Origin of the sequence: Pseudoalteromonas sp. CO109Y (assembly GCF_004208935.1) — a bacterium.
Classification (GTDB): domain Bacteria; phylum Pseudomonadota; class Gammaproteobacteria; order Enterobacterales; family Alteromonadaceae; genus Pseudoalteromonas; species Pseudoalteromonas shioyasakiensis.
Genome location: NZ_SGPD01000027.1, coordinates 335310 through 352526, shown reverse-complemented (window position 1 = coordinate 352526; position 17217 = coordinate 335310). Strand labels below are relative to the sequence as shown.

The following is a 17217-nucleotide window of genomic DNA, read 5'->3' as shown; positions in this document are numbered from 1 at the left end:
TTCTCTAGATGGCGTTAGAATACCCTTAATTCAAGCCATATTCAGCAAAATTTGTAACATGATGAAATTATCGAACAAACAAAAGCAGTTTTTAAAAGGCCAAGCGCACAGTTTAAAACCTGTTGTATTACTTGGTGCAAACGGATTAACAGAAGGCGTTTTAGTTGAAATTGAAAGCGCTCTAGAAATTCATGAACTAATCAAAGTTAAAGTTCCTACAGATGAACGTGAAACTAAAGCATTGATTTTTGATGCAATTGTTCGCGAGACAGGCGCAACAAAACTACAAACAATTGGCCATACAATTGTATTGTATCGCCAAAGCGAAGAGAAAAAGATTCAATTACCACGCGGTTAATCCTGCCTTGTGAAATTTCGAATCAGAAAAAGCCAGCAAATATGCTGGCTTTTTTGTAGGCAAAAATAATTTTGCATTAATTTGTAACTAAACTTTTTTCTTAAGCTATTTTTGTTCTCGTGTGTATTTAAGTACCCGATTAATAAACTCGGTGGTTAGCTCATTAATTAACCCTGTTTCAGCATTTAGAACTAAGCTGAACCCTATATTTAAATGCGGGAATACTACAATATCGCTGCGATAACCTTGCACCCAACCACTGTGGTAATAAAGTACTTCATCATCATAGTTGTAAACACGCCAACCCAATCCATAGTAAGCATCTTTAACATGGCTTCGCCAAACTCGGCGACGAGTTTCTTTTTTAGTATGTGTATAAGGACGGGTTTGTTTGATCAATGCTTCGAGTGGTAATACATCTGGGTATTGTCCTAGCTGCGCATTTAACCAAATAGCCATGTCATTTGCGCTGGCGTTTACACCTGCAGCTGCAGGCACTTTATAGTAATTTTTCTTTAAACGAGATGTATACCAACGCTTTCTACCGCGTACATGAGGGTGAGCATAGTTGTTGTCTTTAACCATCCCCTCAAAACCAACACTGGCATCCACCATTTTTAAAGGCGCAAAGATATATTCTGAAATCCAATGTGAGTAGTCCATCTGTGTTGATTGATAAATCACTGAGTCAATCAAACTAAACATCACATTTTGATAGCCGTAGCACTCGCTTGGTTTGCAGATAGGCTCAACAGTCAATAGCCGCTCGACAATATCTGGGTAACTCATACGCGACTCAATTAGGTTATCGTATGCATTAGGTACTAGGCCACTAGAATGGCTAAGGATATGATAAATTTTTAAGTCATCTTTGTAAGCAGTATTAGAAAAAGCAGGAATAAACTTACTTATTGGGTCATCAATATTAAACTCCCCTTGCGCTGCAAGTTTAGCAGTTAATGAGCCCGCAAAGGTTTTAGAGACTGATGCCAATCGAAAGCGGGTATGTTTATCGACTTTACGACCTTTTTCTATTTTTGTTCGACCAATACCATTAATAAAGTCATCATGACCAATATTTACAATCGCCAATGAACCACCTGGTATCCCTTTACTTTTTAATTTTCGGGTAAGATGTTTATTATAATCAGCAACGAAAGTTTGCCATTGCTTATCACTCGAAGCAGCTTCTCCGCTAGCAAAAAGCAGTAAAAAAGAAAAAAGAAAGGGAATTAAAGATAAGCTGTACTTCATTATTTATTTTTTTAAGTCTGTTTAGGAAGTTTCTTATAACATAATATCATGAACTTTTGCCTCGACTAACGTACAATACGCTTAATCTTAAATATTTATGGGTAGATTAATCTTTATGCGCTTACTTGTAGTTTTGTTTTTTACTTTAATTTCAGCTGGTTGTGCCCTTAAACCTGAACCTGCGCCATTACTTTCGATGCCAAAGAAACCAAGCTTACAAAGCCAACGCTTTCAAGTAGAGTATCAAACAGAGCATGCAGCTCCTAAAGTGAAGTCAGTACAGTTGCCTGCACATGCAGTTAGTAAAAACCAAACTGTGGTGATAGTTGCCGACAAAACCAGTGTGACAGATACACTTTATACGCAACTGACTGAAGCACTTACAGCTAAGCAGTTAAAGGTTGTCACAGAAGGCGCACAAGCAGATTACACCCTCTCTATTCATCAGCTTGATCTTGAACTTATAGAAGACACAGAATATCAATTAGTCAAACCAAAAAAGCCTCTGCCTTTATTTGATGAAGTTGCAAAACAGTTTCCAGTTCAGCAATGTGCAACGATCTTAGGTCAAGTAAGCATGCGCTTAACTCACAAGAAAACCGGTGATGTTGTATGGTTTGCAAAGTCATCAATTGACAGCGCAAGCTTTCACCGTGAGCCTCTGATCTACAGCTTTGAACAACAGCAGCTAATAAAGAATGAACTTGAAGTAGCGACTTTTGTACATGAACAAAACTCTGAAGAGGCACGTATGGCACGAGTTAACCAAGAAGTAACGATTCCTGCTTATCAAACGATTACGCGAATGAACGAATTTAAAAAGGAACAAGGACCGTGTAACCGTACAGAAATTAGCGCGCTTACACCTATGATGCAGTACTACCTGAGCAGCATTTTAATCGATAAAATAAAAGTTCAGTAACTAACTTTTGCTGTTTGTCTGCCCATAGGCAAACAGCTTCCCTCCTTGAATTTGCAACACTTTCTTACACTTCCAATTTCTGTTACTACATTTTTTTACAGATTACAGGAACTCCTTAACAATATACTATAAGCTATTACCCTTTCTTACAGACAAGGAAGCAACGTTGCGAGCTTACAGTGCCCTATTATTGATATGTTTAACCTTGCTTAGTACCACAAGCCAAGCAAGTAACCGCTATTATGCAGACAATACTTTAGAACCTAGTCAAGGCTTTGCATGGGACTGGGGCATCGGGTTAGGTTACTACATTGAAGACTCTTACCTTGTAGGCATGGACTCTTACAATGATGGCATAGAGCCAGATGTACACCTCGCAGTTTCTTACGACAGCTTTTACCTCGATTATGACCAAAGCCAACTTAGTGGCGGTTTAACATTAGGTTACAGCGTTATCGATAAATTTGAATGGGGCTTAGATATTGTCGGCACCAACATTCAATCTGGCTTTGATGAAACAGGCTTAAATATTTATGGTAACGAAGTAATTAAAGAGCTTGAAGGGATCAGAACACGCGACTACGACTTTGATGTAGGTCTTCGCCTATCACGTCGCTTTGAAAACTCGCAAATTTCATTTGAATACCTGCATGATATTTCAGGTGCACATAATGGCTGGGTAATGAATTCGTTTTTTAGCCAGATCATTCCTTGGCGAAATTGGGAGTTTCGCTCTGGCGTTGGCTTAAGTGCCTACTCAGAAGACTTTACAAATTACTACTTTGGCATTTCAGAAGCTGAAGCGCTAGAAACTCGCCCTGTATATAACCCGGATACCTCTTACAGCCTTATTTTTGAATTTCATGCAGAATACCCAATTAACAGGCATTGGGTGTTTTTAACTGGTTGGTTATCGACTTGGTTTTCAAGCGATATTCACCAAAGCCCTATAATTTCTCAAGAGTATCAGCATAAAGCCAAGGTAGGCGTGCGTTATGTTTTCTAAGTATTACTTGTGCTTTACCTTATTACTGTCAGGGCCATTACTCGCTGAGCAGCAATCTGTAGGTAAGAAAGATATTGAAAATGCGTTAGTTGCACTGCCCGACACATGCGTAGCGCTGCGTGAAGGCAGAAATTGCTACGCAGAAGTTGATTTAACATGGCATCAAGAGCAAGTTGGTAACTACTGCTTACGTAATGCACAAAGCAAGCACATTATTCAGTGCTGGTTGATGCAACAAAAGGGCTTATTTAGATACCAATTTGATTCAGCAGAAACCATAGGTTTTGAACTTATAAGCAGTGATAACGGTAAGGTTGTTGCAAGCACTGAAATACAATTACAGTGGGTCTATCAAAATCGTCAAAAAAAACGTCGTTGGCGACTGTTCTAAGCAGGAGTAAATAATGGAACATTACGGAACTATCTTATTAGTAGAAGATGATATTTCTCTCGCCAATTGGGTTGCGGAATATTTAATTGAACAAGGCTACCAAACAACCATATGCCAACGTGGCGACCAAGTGGTTGAACAGGTGCGTAAAACAAACCCTGACTTAGTTTTGTTAGATATTATGCTTCCGGGTCAAGACGGTATTAGTGTGTGCCGTGATTTAAGACAGTTTTATCACGCCCCGATTATTATGCTCACCGCACGTGATGATGAGATGGATGAAGTGATTGGCCTTGAAGTTGGTGCCAGTGATTACATGATGAAACCCGTTCGCCCTCGCGCTTTATTAGCACGTATAAAAGCAGCACTTCGCTCTAAATCAGATACACAAGAATCAAGCACAAGCTCTGAGCTTATTAATGTGGGTAAGTTATCAATCAATACTGAGTCACGTACCGTTTACTTTAATAATGATGAGGTTCATATCTCAAGCGCTGAGTACCTACTACTGCATTATTTAGCAAGTAATGCAGGTCAAGTGGTTTCACGTGATGCAGTGTTTAAGGCAACGAAAGGGCGCGAATATGATGGCTTAGACAGAAGTGTGGATGTGCTGATTTCATCATTACGTAAAAAATTTAATGATGACCCTCAGCACCCTGAAAAAATTAAAACTATCTGGGGCAAAGGCTATTTACTTGTTGCCACCGCTTGGCAATAACGACTCGCGCCTGTGAAAAAGTTTTATATCTCACTCCTTGGCAGTGCCCTGCTTTCAATCATCGTGTTGGGTTGGCTAATTGATGCTTTTAGCCAACAAACCCAAGCACCTCAGGATGTGTTTTCTAGCGAAACACAAATGATTAAAGGCTTTGCAAAGCAACTCGCAAAGTATGATGCTAAAGATCGTGAGCAAGCTATTGCGGATATTAACCAAAACTTTGCTGTGCAACTAGAGTATCGCCCTACACAGTCGCTTGCGCTACCTCATTCATTGTTAACACAAATGACCCAACCTAGTGGCCTTATCCTCGAAGATCAGCAAGGCTACTATTTACTTTACAGTGAAGCAGCTTTGGGCACACACCACTTAAAAATGCGTTTAGATAAAGACTTAACACACGAGCAAGGCAACGATGTATTACTCACCTTGTTGTTCTACGCTGGGTTATGCGTATTTATGGGCTTTATCATTGCGCCACTGGCCAAGCGTTTAACCGTATTAAACGAAGCGGCACAACGCTTTGCTAAAGGTGATTTAAAAAGCCGTATTCACTTATCTCACTTTACCTATATCAAAGATGTTGAGCTGACATTCAACCGTATGGCGAGTCAAATTGAAAAACTTCTCGATGAAAATAAGTTAATGGCATCAAGTTTATCTCACGATATTCGCACACCTATCGCCTGCTTAAGGTTTGGCCTTGAAGCAGCGCAAGACTGCCCTAATGACGAAAAGCGCCTTGAGTATCTTGCTCGAATGGAAAACGACTTAGACCAAATGGAGTCTATGCTAAAAAGTTACTTGGCATTTGCAACCCTTGAGCAAAAAGCAAATCAGTTGACCTTTAATCATTCTGATCTAGAAACCTATATTCTTACTTTAATACATCAAATTGAGCCCAAGCTTGAACAACAAGGCTTGCGCATTAATCACCTCGTTGAAGGCGGTGATATTTGTGCGGATTTACACTGGTTAGCTCGGGCCATTGTTAATTTATTAAGTAATGCTTGCGACTTTGCTGAATCAGAAATTTTACTCAGTGCTACGAGTACCAGTGAATCCGTTACCATAAAAATTGAAGATGACGGTCCGGGTGTCAGCGAACAAAACTGGCAAAAAGTATTTAGTCCATTTTTCCAAGAACAAACACATCGTAACCGGGATGGAGAAAGCTACGGGCTTGGCCTTGCTATCGTTGCGAAAGTTGTTGATTGGCATCATGGCACGGTCGAAGTATCAAAAAGTAAGCAGCTAGGTGGCGCGTGTTTTACTCTTTCAATTCAAAATAAAAGCCAATAAACATGTTTCAATTGTGTTAATTGTTTCGTATTGTAATGCGCAATTGCACGAATTCTACGCTGACAGCTCTCACATAACGAAGAACAACCAAAATGCGGATGATTAACCCTTTTTATTTAGTGTTAATTCGAGTAGATTGTCAGCGCCGTCACAAATAGAGAAGTAACAATAATATGAGCGCATCACGTGGGGAGTTCAGCTCCCGCTTTGGATTTATTATGGCTGCAGCAGGCTCTGCTGTTGGCTTAGGAAATATTTGGGGTTTCCCAACACAAACTGCAAGTAATGGCGGTGCCGCGTTTTTAGTGGCTTATTTAGTGTTAGCATTTTGTCTTGCTTATCCTGCTTTAATGGCTGAGTTAGTAATTGGTCGTCATGGTCAAGCTAATGCCGTCACTTCACTTCGAAAAGTAACGAATCAAGCATGGCAAAAGAAGTTCGCCTTCATGGTGGGTTTTGGCGGTATTATTTGTGCGGGTCTAATTTTAAGCTTCTATGCGATTGTGGCTGGCTGGATGCTGAGTGCGACCCTTGAACCTGTTGCACAATTAGCCGGTCAAGAGCAAGCTGGTACTTGGCTTAGTGAGCAGTCACTATCAAGAAACCTTCTATTCACTGCCGCATTTATTATTTTAACCGTCTCTATTATCTCTAAGGGCGTAGAAAACGGCATAGAAAAATGGTCTAAGCGCTTAATGCCTGCTCTGTTAGGGATTTTGTTTATGCTAATCATCTATGTAATGACGCAAGATGGCGCAATGGAAGGTCTAAAGGCGTATTTAGTGCCAGACTTTTCATCGATTTTAAACCCTGAGTTATTAGTGAATGCACTAGGACAAGCATTTTTCTCATTGTCGCTTGGTACCAGCGTAATGATCATCTACGGCTCATACATTAGCAAAAAAGAAAACCTAGTATCGTTAGGCGCTTATGTGACTTTAATCGATGTGTTCATTGCCTTTGTAGCCGGTTTACTCATTATTCCAGCTATGTATGTTGCTCAAGCTCAAGGCGTACAAATTTTCTCTGCTGAAGGCGCACTACTTTCAGAAGATACCTTAGTATTCCAAGTTCTGCCGGCACTATTCACTAGCATGGGTAATGTGGGTATTTTTGTTGGCTTTGCATTTTTTGCGTTAATGAGTATTGCAGCGTTAACCTCATCGATTTCGATGCTAGAAGCACCTGTTTCCTATGCTGTTGAACGCTTTGCGTTAAAGCGTGTGCAAGCTACATGGATCATTGGCGGTATTATTGCGCTCATTAGTTTTACAATTGTCTTTAACCTAGGCACCTTGTTTGGCTTTGTGATCACCTTAACCACTAAGATTGGTCAACCGATTCTAGGCTTAATGTGTTGTATTTTTGTTGGTTGGATTTGGCATCGCGCGTCACTGCTAAAAGAAATTCAACAAGGATGCCCTGAAGCTGCCAATAGCTTCTTCTGGAAAGTATGGCCATGGTATATCAAGTTTATTTGCCCACTAGCCATTTCGCTCGTATTTGCTAACTCTCTGTTAAGCTAACAAATGTTTATGTTTGAAGTGGCCATTTAGGCTACTTCAAACACATATCTTGATGTGGAATGCCATCTTCTAGGTAATCATCGCCCACATTTTCAAAACCAAATTGCTGATAAAACCCTGTTAAATAACACTGAGCACCAATCATAATCGCTTTGTCAGGCCAATGCTCTTTACATGTGTCTATCGCAGTTTGCACCAACTTACTCGCCAAACCTTCACCACGAAATTGCTTTGCTACCAGCACTCGACCAAATGCGCTAAATTGCTCACTCTTTTTATAGCATCGTGCATAGGCTGCCACCTGCTGACCTTTAAACAAGAACACGTGCTGGGTCAGTTCATTGTTATCCACTTCGTCAATTTCTGGGTAAGGGCAAGTTTGTTCTACCACAAATACATCAACCCGCGCCCGTAAAATGGCAAATAATTCATCTTTAGTGAGTTCACTATAACTTTTAACAGAAAACATAATGCTCCTTTATGAAGACAAAAAACCCAGCCGTAGCTGGGTTTTAACTCGCTATTCAGTCGTTAATCTTTAAGCAAATAATCGCTCTAGCTGATCACACAGCTGCGACAGATTTACATGATCATGCTCAATGGTTAAATCGACATAACCATCCCCTCTAAAGGCACGGTCAAGTTCAATCAATACATGAGTTTTGTGCGCTTCAGGCACAAACGACAACTCTATCTCTTGTAAACCAAATAGGCTTCGGCTATTTGGGCGATACTCTAGCTCTTGATAACATCCCGAATGTGATTGGAATGTAGGTGCTCTTAAGAAGCCTTTTTCAACATCCGCTTTCACTAGGCTAAAACCAAGCCGATCCATCGCTTCCATTAACGTGCTTACGGCATCATTAGGATAAATGTGAAGTGCATCACGATCAGTTGGATCAAGTGCTAAATCAATATCTAGGCCTGTTTCAAGCCACACATGTGATTGGTTATAACCAGCGTTAATTTCAGTGATCGGTGTTTCTGAATGCAGTCGCGCTTCAAATGGAATATGTTTTTCAGCACCTGCTGCAATCGTGCCGATATCTGTAATTCGCCACTTTTCAATTACATGGTTTGTAAAGTACTCACCATCTTCACCTTCGACTTTAACACGTGTCATCAGTGCTAAGTCTAAACCCGATATGTCTTGATCAACATCGCCGCCTTTAATAACAATAACGGCATTAAATTTTTGACCCGGTTGTAAATGCTCTGTCTCAAGTACAGTGTCAACTTTTGCTGCACCAATACCTACTGATGCAAGGATTTTCTTAAACATCTTTTCTCCTTAAGCCAGCTTCTAACCTATGGCTTAAATTCCTTTGTTAATGCATCTTAACCACAATTAAAAGCTAATGTCAGCGAAAAAATGATGCTTTTGGCGGATTAATCGATAAATCATGTATAAGTGCTTATTTTTTGAACTCTTACTGTCTGATATTGTTTTCCAACTACAAATATTTCGCTACACTTCTAACAAATGAAGTCAAAAGAAAAACTATGGAACTAATCTACTTTGCTACCGCGTTCGTTTGTGGCTTTGCTGTTTATCAGTTAAAGCTGCCACCTCTTATCGGCTTTTTATTAGCGGGTTTTGCACTCAACCTATATGGATATAAGACAACCGAGCTGCTGAATACGTTGGCAAGCTTGGGTGTTACTTTGTTATTGTTTAGCATTGGTCTTAAGCTCAAAGTATCAAACTTAATAAAACCACAAGTTTGGGCGCCCGCCTCAATGCATATTGTTTTAAGCAGTACGCTATTTAGTGGTTTTATGTTGTTGCTAGGTGCCCTTGCACTGCCTTTATTTAACGAACTTACTTGGCAAAGTGCATTGTTAGTCGGTTTTGCTTTTAGCTTCTCAAGCACCGTTTTTGCTGTAAAAGTGCTTGAAGAACGCGGTGAAATGGCTAGCCTCCATGGTAAAATCGCCATTGGTATTTTGGTTATGCAAGATATCTTTGCCGTTGTCTTCTTAGCCATCAGCACAGGTAAAGCACCTAACATTTGGGCTTTGGCATTATTAGTAGGTTTACCTATTTTACGCCCTGTGATGTTTTGGGTATTAAACCGCTCAAAGCATGGTGAGTTATTACCCCTGTTTGGTTTTTTCTTTGCGCTAATTATTGGCTATCAGGCCTTCGAATTTGCAGGTCTTAAAGGTGATTTAGGTGCGTTGATTATCGGTATGATGTTCGCATCCCATAAAAAAGCCGGTGAATTATCAAAGTCACTCCTTAATTTAAAAGACGTGTTGCTGGTTGGTTTTTTCTTAAATATTGGTTTGAATGCAGAGCTGACCAGCCATGCCGTGATTGTTGCACTCATCATTATTTTAGTTTTGCCTGTAAAAGTTGCACTTTATTATGTGCTGACAAACGCGTTTAAATTACGTGCTCGTACTTCACTATTAAGCGCGTTTAGCTTAGCTAACTACAGTGAATTTGGTTTGATTGTCTGCGCCGTTGCAGCCACCAGCAATCTAATCACGTCTGAATGGCTAGCAGTCATGGCTATCGCTGTGTCAATCACCTTTATACTCGCATCACCTTTAAATAAACGCTCGAATGAAGTGTATGTAAAAATTGAACATTGGCTACTAAAATTTGAAAGTAACAGCCGTCTTGCAGAAGAGCTGCCAGTGAATCTAAATGACACTAAAATCGTGATCTTTGGTATGGGTCGAATTGGTACAGGTGCCTATGAAACAATCAGCCAAACTCACCCTAACCTTGTCGCTGGTATCGATATTAAGCCGGATGTTGTTGATAAGCATATTAAACGAGGCCGCAGAGTGTTACTTGCTGATGCCACTGACCCTGACTTTTGGCAGCGGGTAAACCACTCACATGTCGGTATGGTGATGCTTGCAATGCCAAAACACATGCAAAATATTTTTGCCTTAGAGCAACTGCGTGCTTCTGGTTATGAAGGTCAAGTTACAGCGATTGCAAACTACCCAGATCAGCAAAAAGAACTAGAGGATATGGGTGTCGATTCTACTTATAACTTCTATTTAGAAGCTGGTAGCGGCTTCGCAGAGCATGTAAAACAAAAACTTTTCTCTTAATGTAAAAAATAATTCTCGGTACCTTTTCATGGTACTGAGAATTATTTTCACTGTATTCAGTTAGTTGGCTAACTAGTTTTCACGACAAACCAAATCAGTCCCTTTATTGGGTCAAGCTTATTTACAAAGCTTTACATCCAGATTAGCAATCAGGCTAAAAAAAAGAGTAGAATTAATTTCAAGGTACTTAGCTAAGTATCTATTTTTAACACAAAAAAGTTTAACAGTGTGGTGTAGTACCGCTGTTTTTAATTCAGCACTGTTAGATGGATTGAGGTTGTTTAAATGAAAGATAAGTTTACCAACGAATTTTTAGCAAACACGGATGACGCACGTGCTGGGAAACTTTCAGATATTCAGCAGCAACTTGATGAGTTACAAAATAATGGCATGACTGCAATGGATATCAGAACAGTGCTATTCAACAAGATGCTCGATGTATATCAAGTACCAAGTGATCATTTTCTTCGTGACGGTGAGACACCAGAACGAATCGACGACCCAGCTATTGTCGTTAAGCTAAATAAACTTGGCTTCACGAAAAAGCGTCGTCACCAGCTACACTAATACGCCGTAATTAATTAGTGGTTGTTATTCTGAGGGCCTACATCCCTCACTAAATAGGCTGTTTCTTGCCCGTCACAGCCTATTTTCTCTCCTCTTTTTACCGTATCATCTAGCTTTAAAATTTCTTTGAGATAAAGATGGATACAGCTCAACTCAAACGCGCCATAAATACTAAGATGCCATTTGGAAAGTACGCTGGCCGCCCTTTATTGTTGCTGCCAGAGCCTTATTTAGTGTGGTTTAAACAGCAAGGATTTCCTGATTCCCAGTTGGGTGCACAGCTAGCAATGATGTATGAAGTGAAGCTCAATGGCCTTGAAAAAATGCTAATGCCATTATTAGATGAAAAATAATTAAACTTTTTTCGAACTTTTATAATTAAGTGCGGTCTATTACTTTGCTACTTGTTTATTTTTGGTTTTAATCTTTAAAAAGCGCCCTAGGCGCTTTTTTTATGCCTGCAATTTAAAGCGAGTTACTTTTAAACAAATGGATAGTAAATTTAGCTCCACCTAATGGTGAGTCACACACCTCAGACTTCCCTTGATGCCAACTAACAATTTTAGCGACAATGGCAAGCCCTAACCCAAAGCCGCCAGTTTTCTTGTCACGACTTTTATCTAAACGAGTAAATGGCTTAAAAATACTTTGCCACTCAGATTTAGCGATCCCTGGGCCGTCGTCTTCAACACTTATTTGTATTGAATCCCCTAATTCTTCAAGACTTACATGAATTTTATGGTTTGCGTATTTTTGTGCATTGCCCAATAGGTTTTGAATACAACGCGCCATAAAATGCTCGTCACACTCGTAGTAAAGCTGCTTGGGTGCAGTCAATGCTACCTCTATATCTGTAGCAAACTCGAGTTTATTCACCACACTATTGATAAGCGCTGTTAGGTCACAGGAACGGGGCTTTAAGCTTGGTTGGTGTGAATCAAGTCGTGCGTATTCAAGCATTTCTGACACCAGTGCTTCAAGCTCTGTAATATCAGCCTGCATGTTATCAATGTAAGTATAGGATTTTTCATTCTCGATTTGCTCTTCGAGCATGGCAACAGCAAACTTTAAACGCGCAAGGGGCGTTCTAAACTCATGAGAAACGGAAGAAGTTAGTTCTTGCTGCGCAGCCAGTAAATACTGAATACGCTCTTGCATCGCGTTTAGGGTATCAGTAATCGGCAGAAAAAATGATTTTGAGGCATCGTGAAGCTCAAAGTCTTGCGATCCTCCTACAGCTTCACAGGCGAGCGTCAATTTATTAAAGTCACGCCAAAGCAATAGGCTCCAGAGTCCAATTGGCAAGCCAATCACGGTCAATAATAAAAAGTAAGGCCAAACAGAGCTAAAGTTTGGATTTTCAACTGAAAGTGGGCCTACATGTAAAAGCTGAGTGTCATTAAGGGCTATGTACCAAACCACTTTTTGTTCTTGATTGAACAAATACAGGTAATGGTCATTTTTAAGCTGTGTTTTTAGGTCTTCAGGAAGTGCTAGATCGGTGAGGTTAATTATCTCGCTTTCGAATTCTTGCTGGAGTGTCGCTAAACCATTTTCAGTTTGGCTTAATAACCACAGAGATTTACCAAATTCTTGGTCAAGGGCTATTTGTTGTTGGGTTTCTTCGTAGGGCCATAACTGCTCTATGACCCCACTAACTAGAAACAGAGAAACTATTATATAAAGATACAAGCTAGCAAATAGTTTCCCCATTAAAAATTACATATCCCATGCGTCAGATACAAAAAGGTAACCCTGTCCCCAAACTGTTTTAATTCGGTATGGTTTATCACTGTTATCACCTAATTTCTTACGGATACGCGATACACGTACGTCAACGGTTCGGTCTAAACCATCATATTGACGACCAATCATGTGTTGATGAACATGCTCACGACTTAACACTTCACCAGCATTTGACGCAAGCAACCAAAGCAGCTCAAATTCATGAGAAGTCAGGGTAATTTCACTGCCTTTAAGTGTAACAATGCGGCTAGTTTTATCAATGGTTAAATCGCCAAAGCTAAGCTCTTCTGGCGCTTTGTTTGTAGCTTGACCGCGACGTAACAATGCATTGATACGTGCTAACAATACACGAGGTTCTGCAGGCTTAATTACATAATCATCTGCGCCAAGTTCAAGGCCAATCACTTGGTCAAAGTCCTCACCTTTAGCTGTCAGCATTAAGATAGGTAAGCTAAATTTATCACGTACCTGACGGCAAACGCTAAAGCCATCTTTACCCGGTAACATGACATCTAAAATCATTAAATCAACTGGGTTGTTTTCAAGGTATTCAAATACTTCGTCGCCGCGTTCAAGGACCGCAACATCCAACCCATTATGTTGAAGGTAATCACGTGTTAACTGCTGTAAGCCGAGATCATCTTCAACAAGTAAAATCTTTGCCATTGGTTGCTCCTGAATTAAAAAAAGCTCCACGGTGAGCGTAATCTACGCCTCGTTGTTTTTGCTTCGGTGCTTTGCACTTCGACTTTTGCGGTCGCAATTTTGCTCCCCGTGTGCGGATTGACTAAGGAGTATATTGTTTCAACCTGAACCCGCGCTTTATGGCTGTAAAGCCCTTTTTTGCTGTCGTTCCAGCATTGAATTTGTTGGTTATTTTGAAACAAACACAGATCTTGAGGCAGCTGTGTTTGCCAGCTGATTTTTAACTCAAGATCACAAAATTCGTGCTGTTGTAATACAACACACACTTTTGGCGTGATATCAAACTGAGTCGCTTGCGCATGGCTTGGGGTAACCCAAATAACAGCAACAAACACACACAGACTAAAAACAAAATACTTCATATTAAAAAATATGATTGAATCCTATAAATGCAGTCATCGAGTACGTGTGTTCAAAAAGCGGACTGTCATCCACGGCTGAGTAGTCATAATATGCTAAATGAAAACGAAGAGAGTTAGCCTCACTCAGGGGCCAACGGGCGTCGATTTTAGCATAAGGTTGCCAACTACTGCCAACATCTATTTCCCCATATGAGGACTCTTTAGCCGATAAACCATAAAAATAATCATTTAGTCTGGCTGATTTGTACCAAACCCCTAAGCTAGGTGCGACAGATAGGTTTCCTATTCGGTGATGTGACTGCCATTGTAATGCACTACGAAGACCTTTATATACACCTGAAACATCGGCTAGTGCCTGTAAAGAAATCACATGATTATTATGAATATAGTGATAGCTTAAGCCAGCATCTAATGCCCATCGTCTCTTTTTAATATCGTTTGTCGATACCGACTTTTCTGCCAGTTCATTACTGGTGGTCGATTCAACAATAAAGCTATTCGATGTTTGCAGTGCAAAAACATTGCTTGGGTGAAAATCAATAAAAAAACGAGTCTCAGGGTTGAACTCGGTAACGAAATTAACAACATGAGTATCGCTTTCTTGGAATGAATAACCTAAACGGCCATTATCAAAGAACCATTTTTCACCATAAAAAGCGATTTCAGGCAGCACAATTAATGGTAAGTTATCACCACCATGAAGTGGGTTCGTGATCACCCCAGCTCCCGTATTAATACTTAGGTGCCACTGCTGGGTATCGATCTGTTGATTTGCCACACGGCTTTCACGTTCAGTGCGCGTTGAGTCATCGGCGCTTGCTTGACTTACTAGCATGCCTATCAAGACACAAACCGCTGCGCACATCCTGATCGTTTGAGATTTCATTGTTATTTTACGACCAAAGGGGTTTTGCAATAAGAGCATAATATCAAGATGTGAACAAACTGTCGTTGCAAGGTTACAACTATTCACAAATTTGATACATATATCGGTTAAGTTTGTTACTCTTCGACGATTTCGATACGATTTCGGCCATGCTCTTTGGCTAAATAGAGTGCTTTATCGGCTTTTGCTATGAGTTGTTCTGGATTACTATTTTTAGCTTTTATAGCAATACCAAAGCTAGCAGTGACTTGGCTTAACACCTTATTAGATTTAGGGTCTTTAATTTGTAATTTGGTTACAGCTTGACGTAATTGCTGAGTGAAGTTAGTCATGTCACTAATACTGGCAAACTGTGCGGTGAAGCAAAACTCTTCACCACCATAACGATAGGCCTGACCAACACTAGATACATGTTTAAGTAGTTTTGCCGAAACTGCACGCAAAACTTGATCCCCTTTTTGATGGCCAAAGGTGTCGTTAAACTGTTTAAAGTGATCGATATCGACCATAGTAAGAACGGCGACTTCTGCTAGGTCATTGGTTTGACAAAACCGCGTGATATCTTCATCAAATTTACCGCGGTTATATAGCCCAGTAAGCGGGTCTTTTTCGGCTTTACTTCGTGACCTAACAAGCTCTTGTTTTAATTCTGTAATTTCTGAGTAAGCCAGCGCAAGCTGATTTTGAAAATCTTGTGCACGACTTTGCAAAGCTGCCGACTCGTCACTTAAGCGCTCTACACAATCAAGTACATCATCAAAGCCGCTTTCCTGACTTATATCTGCACTAGTTAGTGTGTCACGGCATTCTTGCAGGGCTTCATTAAAATCTGCTGAGTAACTAAGTGCTTCATTGATATCTTGGTGAACTCTGCCTACAACATCATTAAAGCCGCCAGATAGCTGATAAAATAGTGCCAAGTCGTCCCGAGATAAATACTTGTTGAAAAGCTGCTTTGCCTGCTCATGGCTACAGGTATTGTGCTTTTTAATAATACCATCAAGCTCTTCGTTTAAGTCTTGGTTCTTTTCGCTAACATAACAATACCAAAGCGCATAATTAAGCGGAGTAATTGGCATTTTGTACTTAACCATTAGAGGAATTGCGAGCTTCAGACAGTGGCTCGAGTAGCTTAAAGAGTGTTCGGCTTGCGCTGAAAGTATCATGAGTCTAGGCCATGAAAGTTTTATTATTTTAAAATACGGTATCAACCCCATTAAAAAAATCAATGAAAAAGGATTTTACAAACGTAAAACCAGCAAAAACCACGAATATTTTTTACAAAAACCAATACTAAATAATTAATTTAAATTAAGCCATTTGTATCAACATAATATATTTAACAATAAAGTGTTAGTGACTAGCTCTTAAGCTAGATTGCTTGCTGAGTAAGCGATTGAGCAATACTCCAAATTGCGTTGAGTGCCGGATCATGGCGCTCTTTATTTAAAACAGCTAGACCAATTTCAAATCCTGCAATAGTCTGCTCCGCATCACTCACTATTTGTACTTTATCTTTAAGTGGGCTGTTATCCAGTACAATTTTGGGCACCATGGCAATGCCTAAACCTAAGCTCACCATAGAAACCATGGCTTCGTGGCCAGCAACCTGCGCATAAATTCGGCCATGGATATTTTTTTTACGCCACCACTGCTCAAGCCGCTGCCTAGATAACCCCTGCTCAGCAACAATAAATTCTAAATCTGACCAATCAATTTGTTCATTGTCAGAAAGCTTTTCACTGATCGGGCACACTATTTTTGGTGCTATCAATACTAATGGTGAGTAACCAACGCTGGTAAAGGCTATTTGCCCCGGTAACTTCATAGGTTTTGCAGCAATTGCCATATCTTCATGGCCATCTAAAACACGATTTATTGCAAGAGCAGGATCACCGGTATTGAGGGTAATTTCAATATATGGATGTTGCATTCGCAGTTGCTCAAGTATTTGGTGTAAAAAACTATAAGAGGCGGTTACTGAGCAATAAATACTGACATTGCCATAAACATGCTGTTGCGGCTCTTGCACATTAGCCTTAAAACGATGCCAGTTAGCCAGCGTCGCATTAGCGTACTCAATAAATGACTCACCCTCGCGAGTTAATTTGACGGTGCGATTATCCCGATTAAACAGCACTACCCCAACTTCTTCTTCAAGTTGCTTGATGTTGCGGCTCAAAGTTGGCGCACTGATATGGCAAAGCTCACTGGCTCTGGCAAAGTGCAGCGTCTTAGCTAACGCCAAAAAGTAATTAAGATGTTTGTGATCCATATCGCCACCATTTCATTTTATGAAATACTTTAATTCAAATATATCATTTTACGCAAGGTAAAAAATTGCATAGTGTTAATACATACAAAGAACACCACGTCGGTTCTTTGATTTTCTAACA

19 protein-coding genes are annotated in these 17217 nt (G+C 40.1%); 10 read left to right on the top strand and 9 right to left on the bottom strand.

The genetic code is table 11. The features are described from left to right. Positions 1–61: 61 nt before the first annotated feature. Positions 62–358: a ribosome assembly RNA-binding protein YhbY gene (gene yhbY / locus EXT43_RS11430; RefSeq protein WP_062564320.1), complete on the top strand. Its 297-nt coding sequence runs from the start codon at positions 62–64 to the stop codon at positions 356–358. Between the two features lie 105 nt (positions 359–463). On the opposite strand, the gene EXT43_RS11425 is transcribed toward yhbY, so the two are convergent. Next, positions 464–1612, bottom strand: coding sequence for a serine hydrolase domain-containing protein (locus EXT43_RS11425; protein WP_062564319.1), 1149 nt, complete (start codon positions 1610–1612; stop codon positions 464–466). 115 nt (positions 1613–1727) lie between these two features. On the opposite strand from EXT43_RS11425, the gene EXT43_RS11420 reads away from it, so the two are divergent. The 6 genes from EXT43_RS11420 to EXT43_RS11395 all read left to right on the top strand — a co-directional run bounded on the left by EXT43_RS11420 (position 1728) and on the right by EXT43_RS11395 (position 7480). Then, complete coding sequence (locus tag EXT43_RS11420; protein WP_130167014.1) at positions 1728–2534, top strand: hypothetical protein; 807 nt, start codon at positions 1728–1730, stop codon at positions 2532–2534. 166 nt (positions 2535–2700) lie between these two features. After that, positions 2701–3540 carry a MipA/OmpV family protein gene (locus EXT43_RS11415; RefSeq protein ID WP_130167013.1) on the top strand — a complete coding sequence of 280 codons (840 nt, stop codon included), beginning with the start codon at positions 2701–2703 and terminating at the stop codon, positions 3538–3540. After that, complete coding sequence (locus EXT43_RS11410) at positions 3530–3931, top strand: DUF3019 domain-containing protein (RefSeq protein ID WP_062564316.1); 402 nt, start codon at positions 3530–3532, stop codon at positions 3929–3931. The genes EXT43_RS11415 and EXT43_RS11410 overlap by 11 nt, the downstream gene beginning before the upstream one ends. Before the next feature lie 13 nt (positions 3932–3944). Continuing rightward, positions 3945–4652 carry a response regulator transcription factor gene (locus EXT43_RS11405; RefSeq protein ID WP_063527426.1) on the top strand — a complete coding sequence of 236 codons (708 nt, stop codon included), beginning with the start codon at positions 3945–3947 and terminating at the stop codon, positions 4650–4652. A 12-nt stretch (positions 4653–4664) separates the two neighbouring features. Beyond that, entirely contained in the window at positions 4665–5954 is a 1290-nt protein-coding gene (locus tag EXT43_RS11400; RefSeq protein ID WP_130167012.1) for an ATP-binding protein, read from the top strand. A 173-nt stretch (positions 5955–6127) separates the two neighbouring features. Continuing rightward, positions 6128–7480 (top strand): sodium-dependent transporter, encoded by a 1353-nt coding sequence (locus EXT43_RS11395; RefSeq protein WP_063529127.1) that lies wholly within the window; start codon positions 6128–6130, stop codon positions 7478–7480. A 31-nt stretch (positions 7481–7511) separates the two neighbouring features. Here the strand turns inward: EXT43_RS11395 and EXT43_RS11390 are convergent, their stop codons facing one another. Together EXT43_RS11390 and EXT43_RS11385 are read right to left on the bottom strand one after the other, a co-directional pair. After that, positions 7512–7949, bottom strand: coding sequence for a GNAT family N-acetyltransferase (locus EXT43_RS11390; RefSeq protein WP_130167011.1), 438 nt, complete (start codon positions 7947–7949; stop codon positions 7512–7514). A gap of 69 nt (positions 7950–8018) precedes the next feature. Beyond that, a complete protein-coding gene (locus EXT43_RS11385) occupies positions 8019–8762 on the bottom strand; it encodes a sporulation protein (RefSeq protein ID WP_054561870.1) in 744 nt (247 codons plus the stop codon). Between the two features lie 221 nt (positions 8763–8983). On the opposite strand from EXT43_RS11385, the gene EXT43_RS11380 reads away from it, so the two are divergent. The 3 genes from EXT43_RS11380 to EXT43_RS11370 all read left to right on the top strand — a co-directional run bounded on the left by EXT43_RS11380 (position 8984) and on the right by EXT43_RS11370 (position 11475). Then, positions 8984–10555, top strand: a complete 1572-nt coding sequence (locus EXT43_RS11380) for a cation:proton antiporter family protein (RefSeq protein ID WP_063529129.1) — start codon at positions 8984–8986, stop codon at positions 10553–10555. A gap of 285 nt (positions 10556–10840) precedes the next feature. Then, the gene (locus tag EXT43_RS11375) at positions 10841–11122 is read left to right on the top strand and encodes a hypothetical protein (protein ID WP_058585448.1); all 282 of its coding nucleotides are present in this window, start codon (positions 10841–10843) and stop codon (positions 11120–11122) included. 137 nt (positions 11123–11259) lie between these two features. Continuing rightward, complete coding sequence (locus EXT43_RS11370) at positions 11260–11475, top strand: DUF3820 family protein (RefSeq protein WP_062564309.1); 216 nt, start codon at positions 11260–11262, stop codon at positions 11473–11475. A 112-nt stretch (positions 11476–11587) separates the two neighbouring features. On the opposite strand, the gene EXT43_RS11365 is transcribed toward EXT43_RS11370, so the two are convergent. From EXT43_RS11365 to ilvY, 6 genes are all read right to left on the bottom strand, one after another. Continuing rightward, positions 11588–12835: an ATP-binding protein gene (locus EXT43_RS11365; RefSeq protein WP_130167010.1), complete on the bottom strand. Its 1248-nt coding sequence runs from the start codon at positions 12833–12835 to the stop codon at positions 11588–11590. A gap of 6 nt (positions 12836–12841) precedes the next feature. After that, positions 12842–13534, bottom strand: a complete 693-nt coding sequence (locus EXT43_RS11360; protein WP_054562019.1) for a response regulator — start codon at positions 13532–13534, stop codon at positions 12842–12844. Between the two features lie 14 nt (positions 13535–13548). Continuing rightward, positions 13549–13935 carry a DUF3019 domain-containing protein gene (locus tag EXT43_RS11355; RefSeq protein ID WP_054561875.1) on the bottom strand — a complete coding sequence of 129 codons (387 nt, stop codon included), beginning with the start codon at positions 13933–13935 and terminating at the stop codon, positions 13549–13551. Between the two features lies 1 nt (position 13936). After that, positions 13937–14770 carry a MipA/OmpV family protein gene (locus EXT43_RS11350; protein WP_055197444.1) on the bottom strand — a complete coding sequence of 278 codons (834 nt, stop codon included), beginning with the start codon at positions 14768–14770 and terminating at the stop codon, positions 13937–13939. A 167-nt stretch (positions 14771–14937) separates the two neighbouring features. Continuing rightward, positions 14938–15987 (bottom strand): GGDEF domain-containing protein, encoded by a 1050-nt coding sequence (locus EXT43_RS11345; protein WP_130167009.1) that lies wholly within the window; start codon positions 15985–15987, stop codon positions 14938–14940. Between the two features lie 206 nt (positions 15988–16193). Further along, entirely contained in the window at positions 16194–17096 is a 903-nt protein-coding gene (ilvY, locus tag EXT43_RS11340) for an HTH-type transcriptional activator IlvY (RefSeq protein ID WP_063528050.1), read from the bottom strand. Positions 17097–17217 lie beyond the last annotated feature (121 nt).

Bases quoted from the DNA above. Each gene is read 5' to 3' on its own strand.
- yhbY (WP_062564320.1), top strand. From the start codon at position 62: ATGAAATTATCGAACAAACAAAAGCAGTTTTTAAAAGGCCAAGCGCAC.
- EXT43_RS11425 (WP_062564319.1), bottom strand. From the start codon at position 1,612: ATGAAGTACAGCTTATCTTTAATTCCCTTTCTTTTTTCTTTTTTACTG.
- EXT43_RS11420 (WP_130167014.1), top strand. From the start codon at position 1,728: ATGCGCTTACTTGTAGTTTTGTTTTTTACTTTAATTTCAGCTGGTTGT.
- EXT43_RS11410 (WP_062564316.1), top strand. From the start codon at position 3,530: ATGTTTTCTAAGTATTACTTGTGCTTTACCTTATTACTGTCAGGGCCA.
- EXT43_RS11405 (WP_063527426.1), top strand. From the start codon at position 3,945: ATGGAACATTACGGAACTATCTTATTAGTAGAAGATGATATTTCTCTC.
- EXT43_RS11395 (WP_063529127.1), top strand. From the start codon at position 6,128: ATGAGCGCATCACGTGGGGAGTTCAGCTCCCGCTTTGGATTTATTATG.
- EXT43_RS11390 (WP_130167011.1), bottom strand. From the start codon at position 7,949: ATGTTTTCTGTTAAAAGTTATAGTGAACTCACTAAAGATGAATTATTT.
- EXT43_RS11385 (WP_054561870.1), bottom strand. From the start codon at position 8,762: ATGTTTAAGAAAATCCTTGCATCAGTAGGTATTGGTGCAGCAAAAGTT.
- EXT43_RS11380 (WP_063529129.1), top strand. From the start codon at position 8,984: ATGGAACTAATCTACTTTGCTACCGCGTTCGTTTGTGGCTTTGCTGTT.
- EXT43_RS11375 (WP_058585448.1), top strand. From the start codon at position 10,841: ATGAAAGATAAGTTTACCAACGAATTTTTAGCAAACACGGATGACGCA.
- EXT43_RS11370 (WP_062564309.1), top strand. From the start codon at position 11,260: ATGGATACAGCTCAACTCAAACGCGCCATAAATACTAAGATGCCATTT.
- EXT43_RS11365 (WP_130167010.1), bottom strand. From the start codon at position 12,835: ATGGGGAAACTATTTGCTAGCTTGTATCTTTATATAATAGTTTCTCTG.
- EXT43_RS11360 (WP_054562019.1), bottom strand. From the start codon at position 13,534: ATGGCAAAGATTTTACTTGTTGAAGATGATCTCGGCTTACAGCAGTTA.
- EXT43_RS11355 (WP_054561875.1), bottom strand. From the start codon at position 13,935: ATGAAGTATTTTGTTTTTAGTCTGTGTGTGTTTGTTGCTGTTATTTGG.
- EXT43_RS11350 (WP_055197444.1), bottom strand. From the start codon at position 14,770: ATGCTAGTAAGTCAAGCAAGCGCCGATGACTCAACGCGCACTGAACGT.
- EXT43_RS11345 (WP_130167009.1), bottom strand. From the start codon at position 15,987: ATGATACTTTCAGCGCAAGCCGAACACTCTTTAAGCTACTCGAGCCAC.
- ilvY (WP_063528050.1), bottom strand. From the start codon at position 17,096: ATGGATCACAAACATCTTAATTACTTTTTGGCGTTAGCTAAGACGCTG.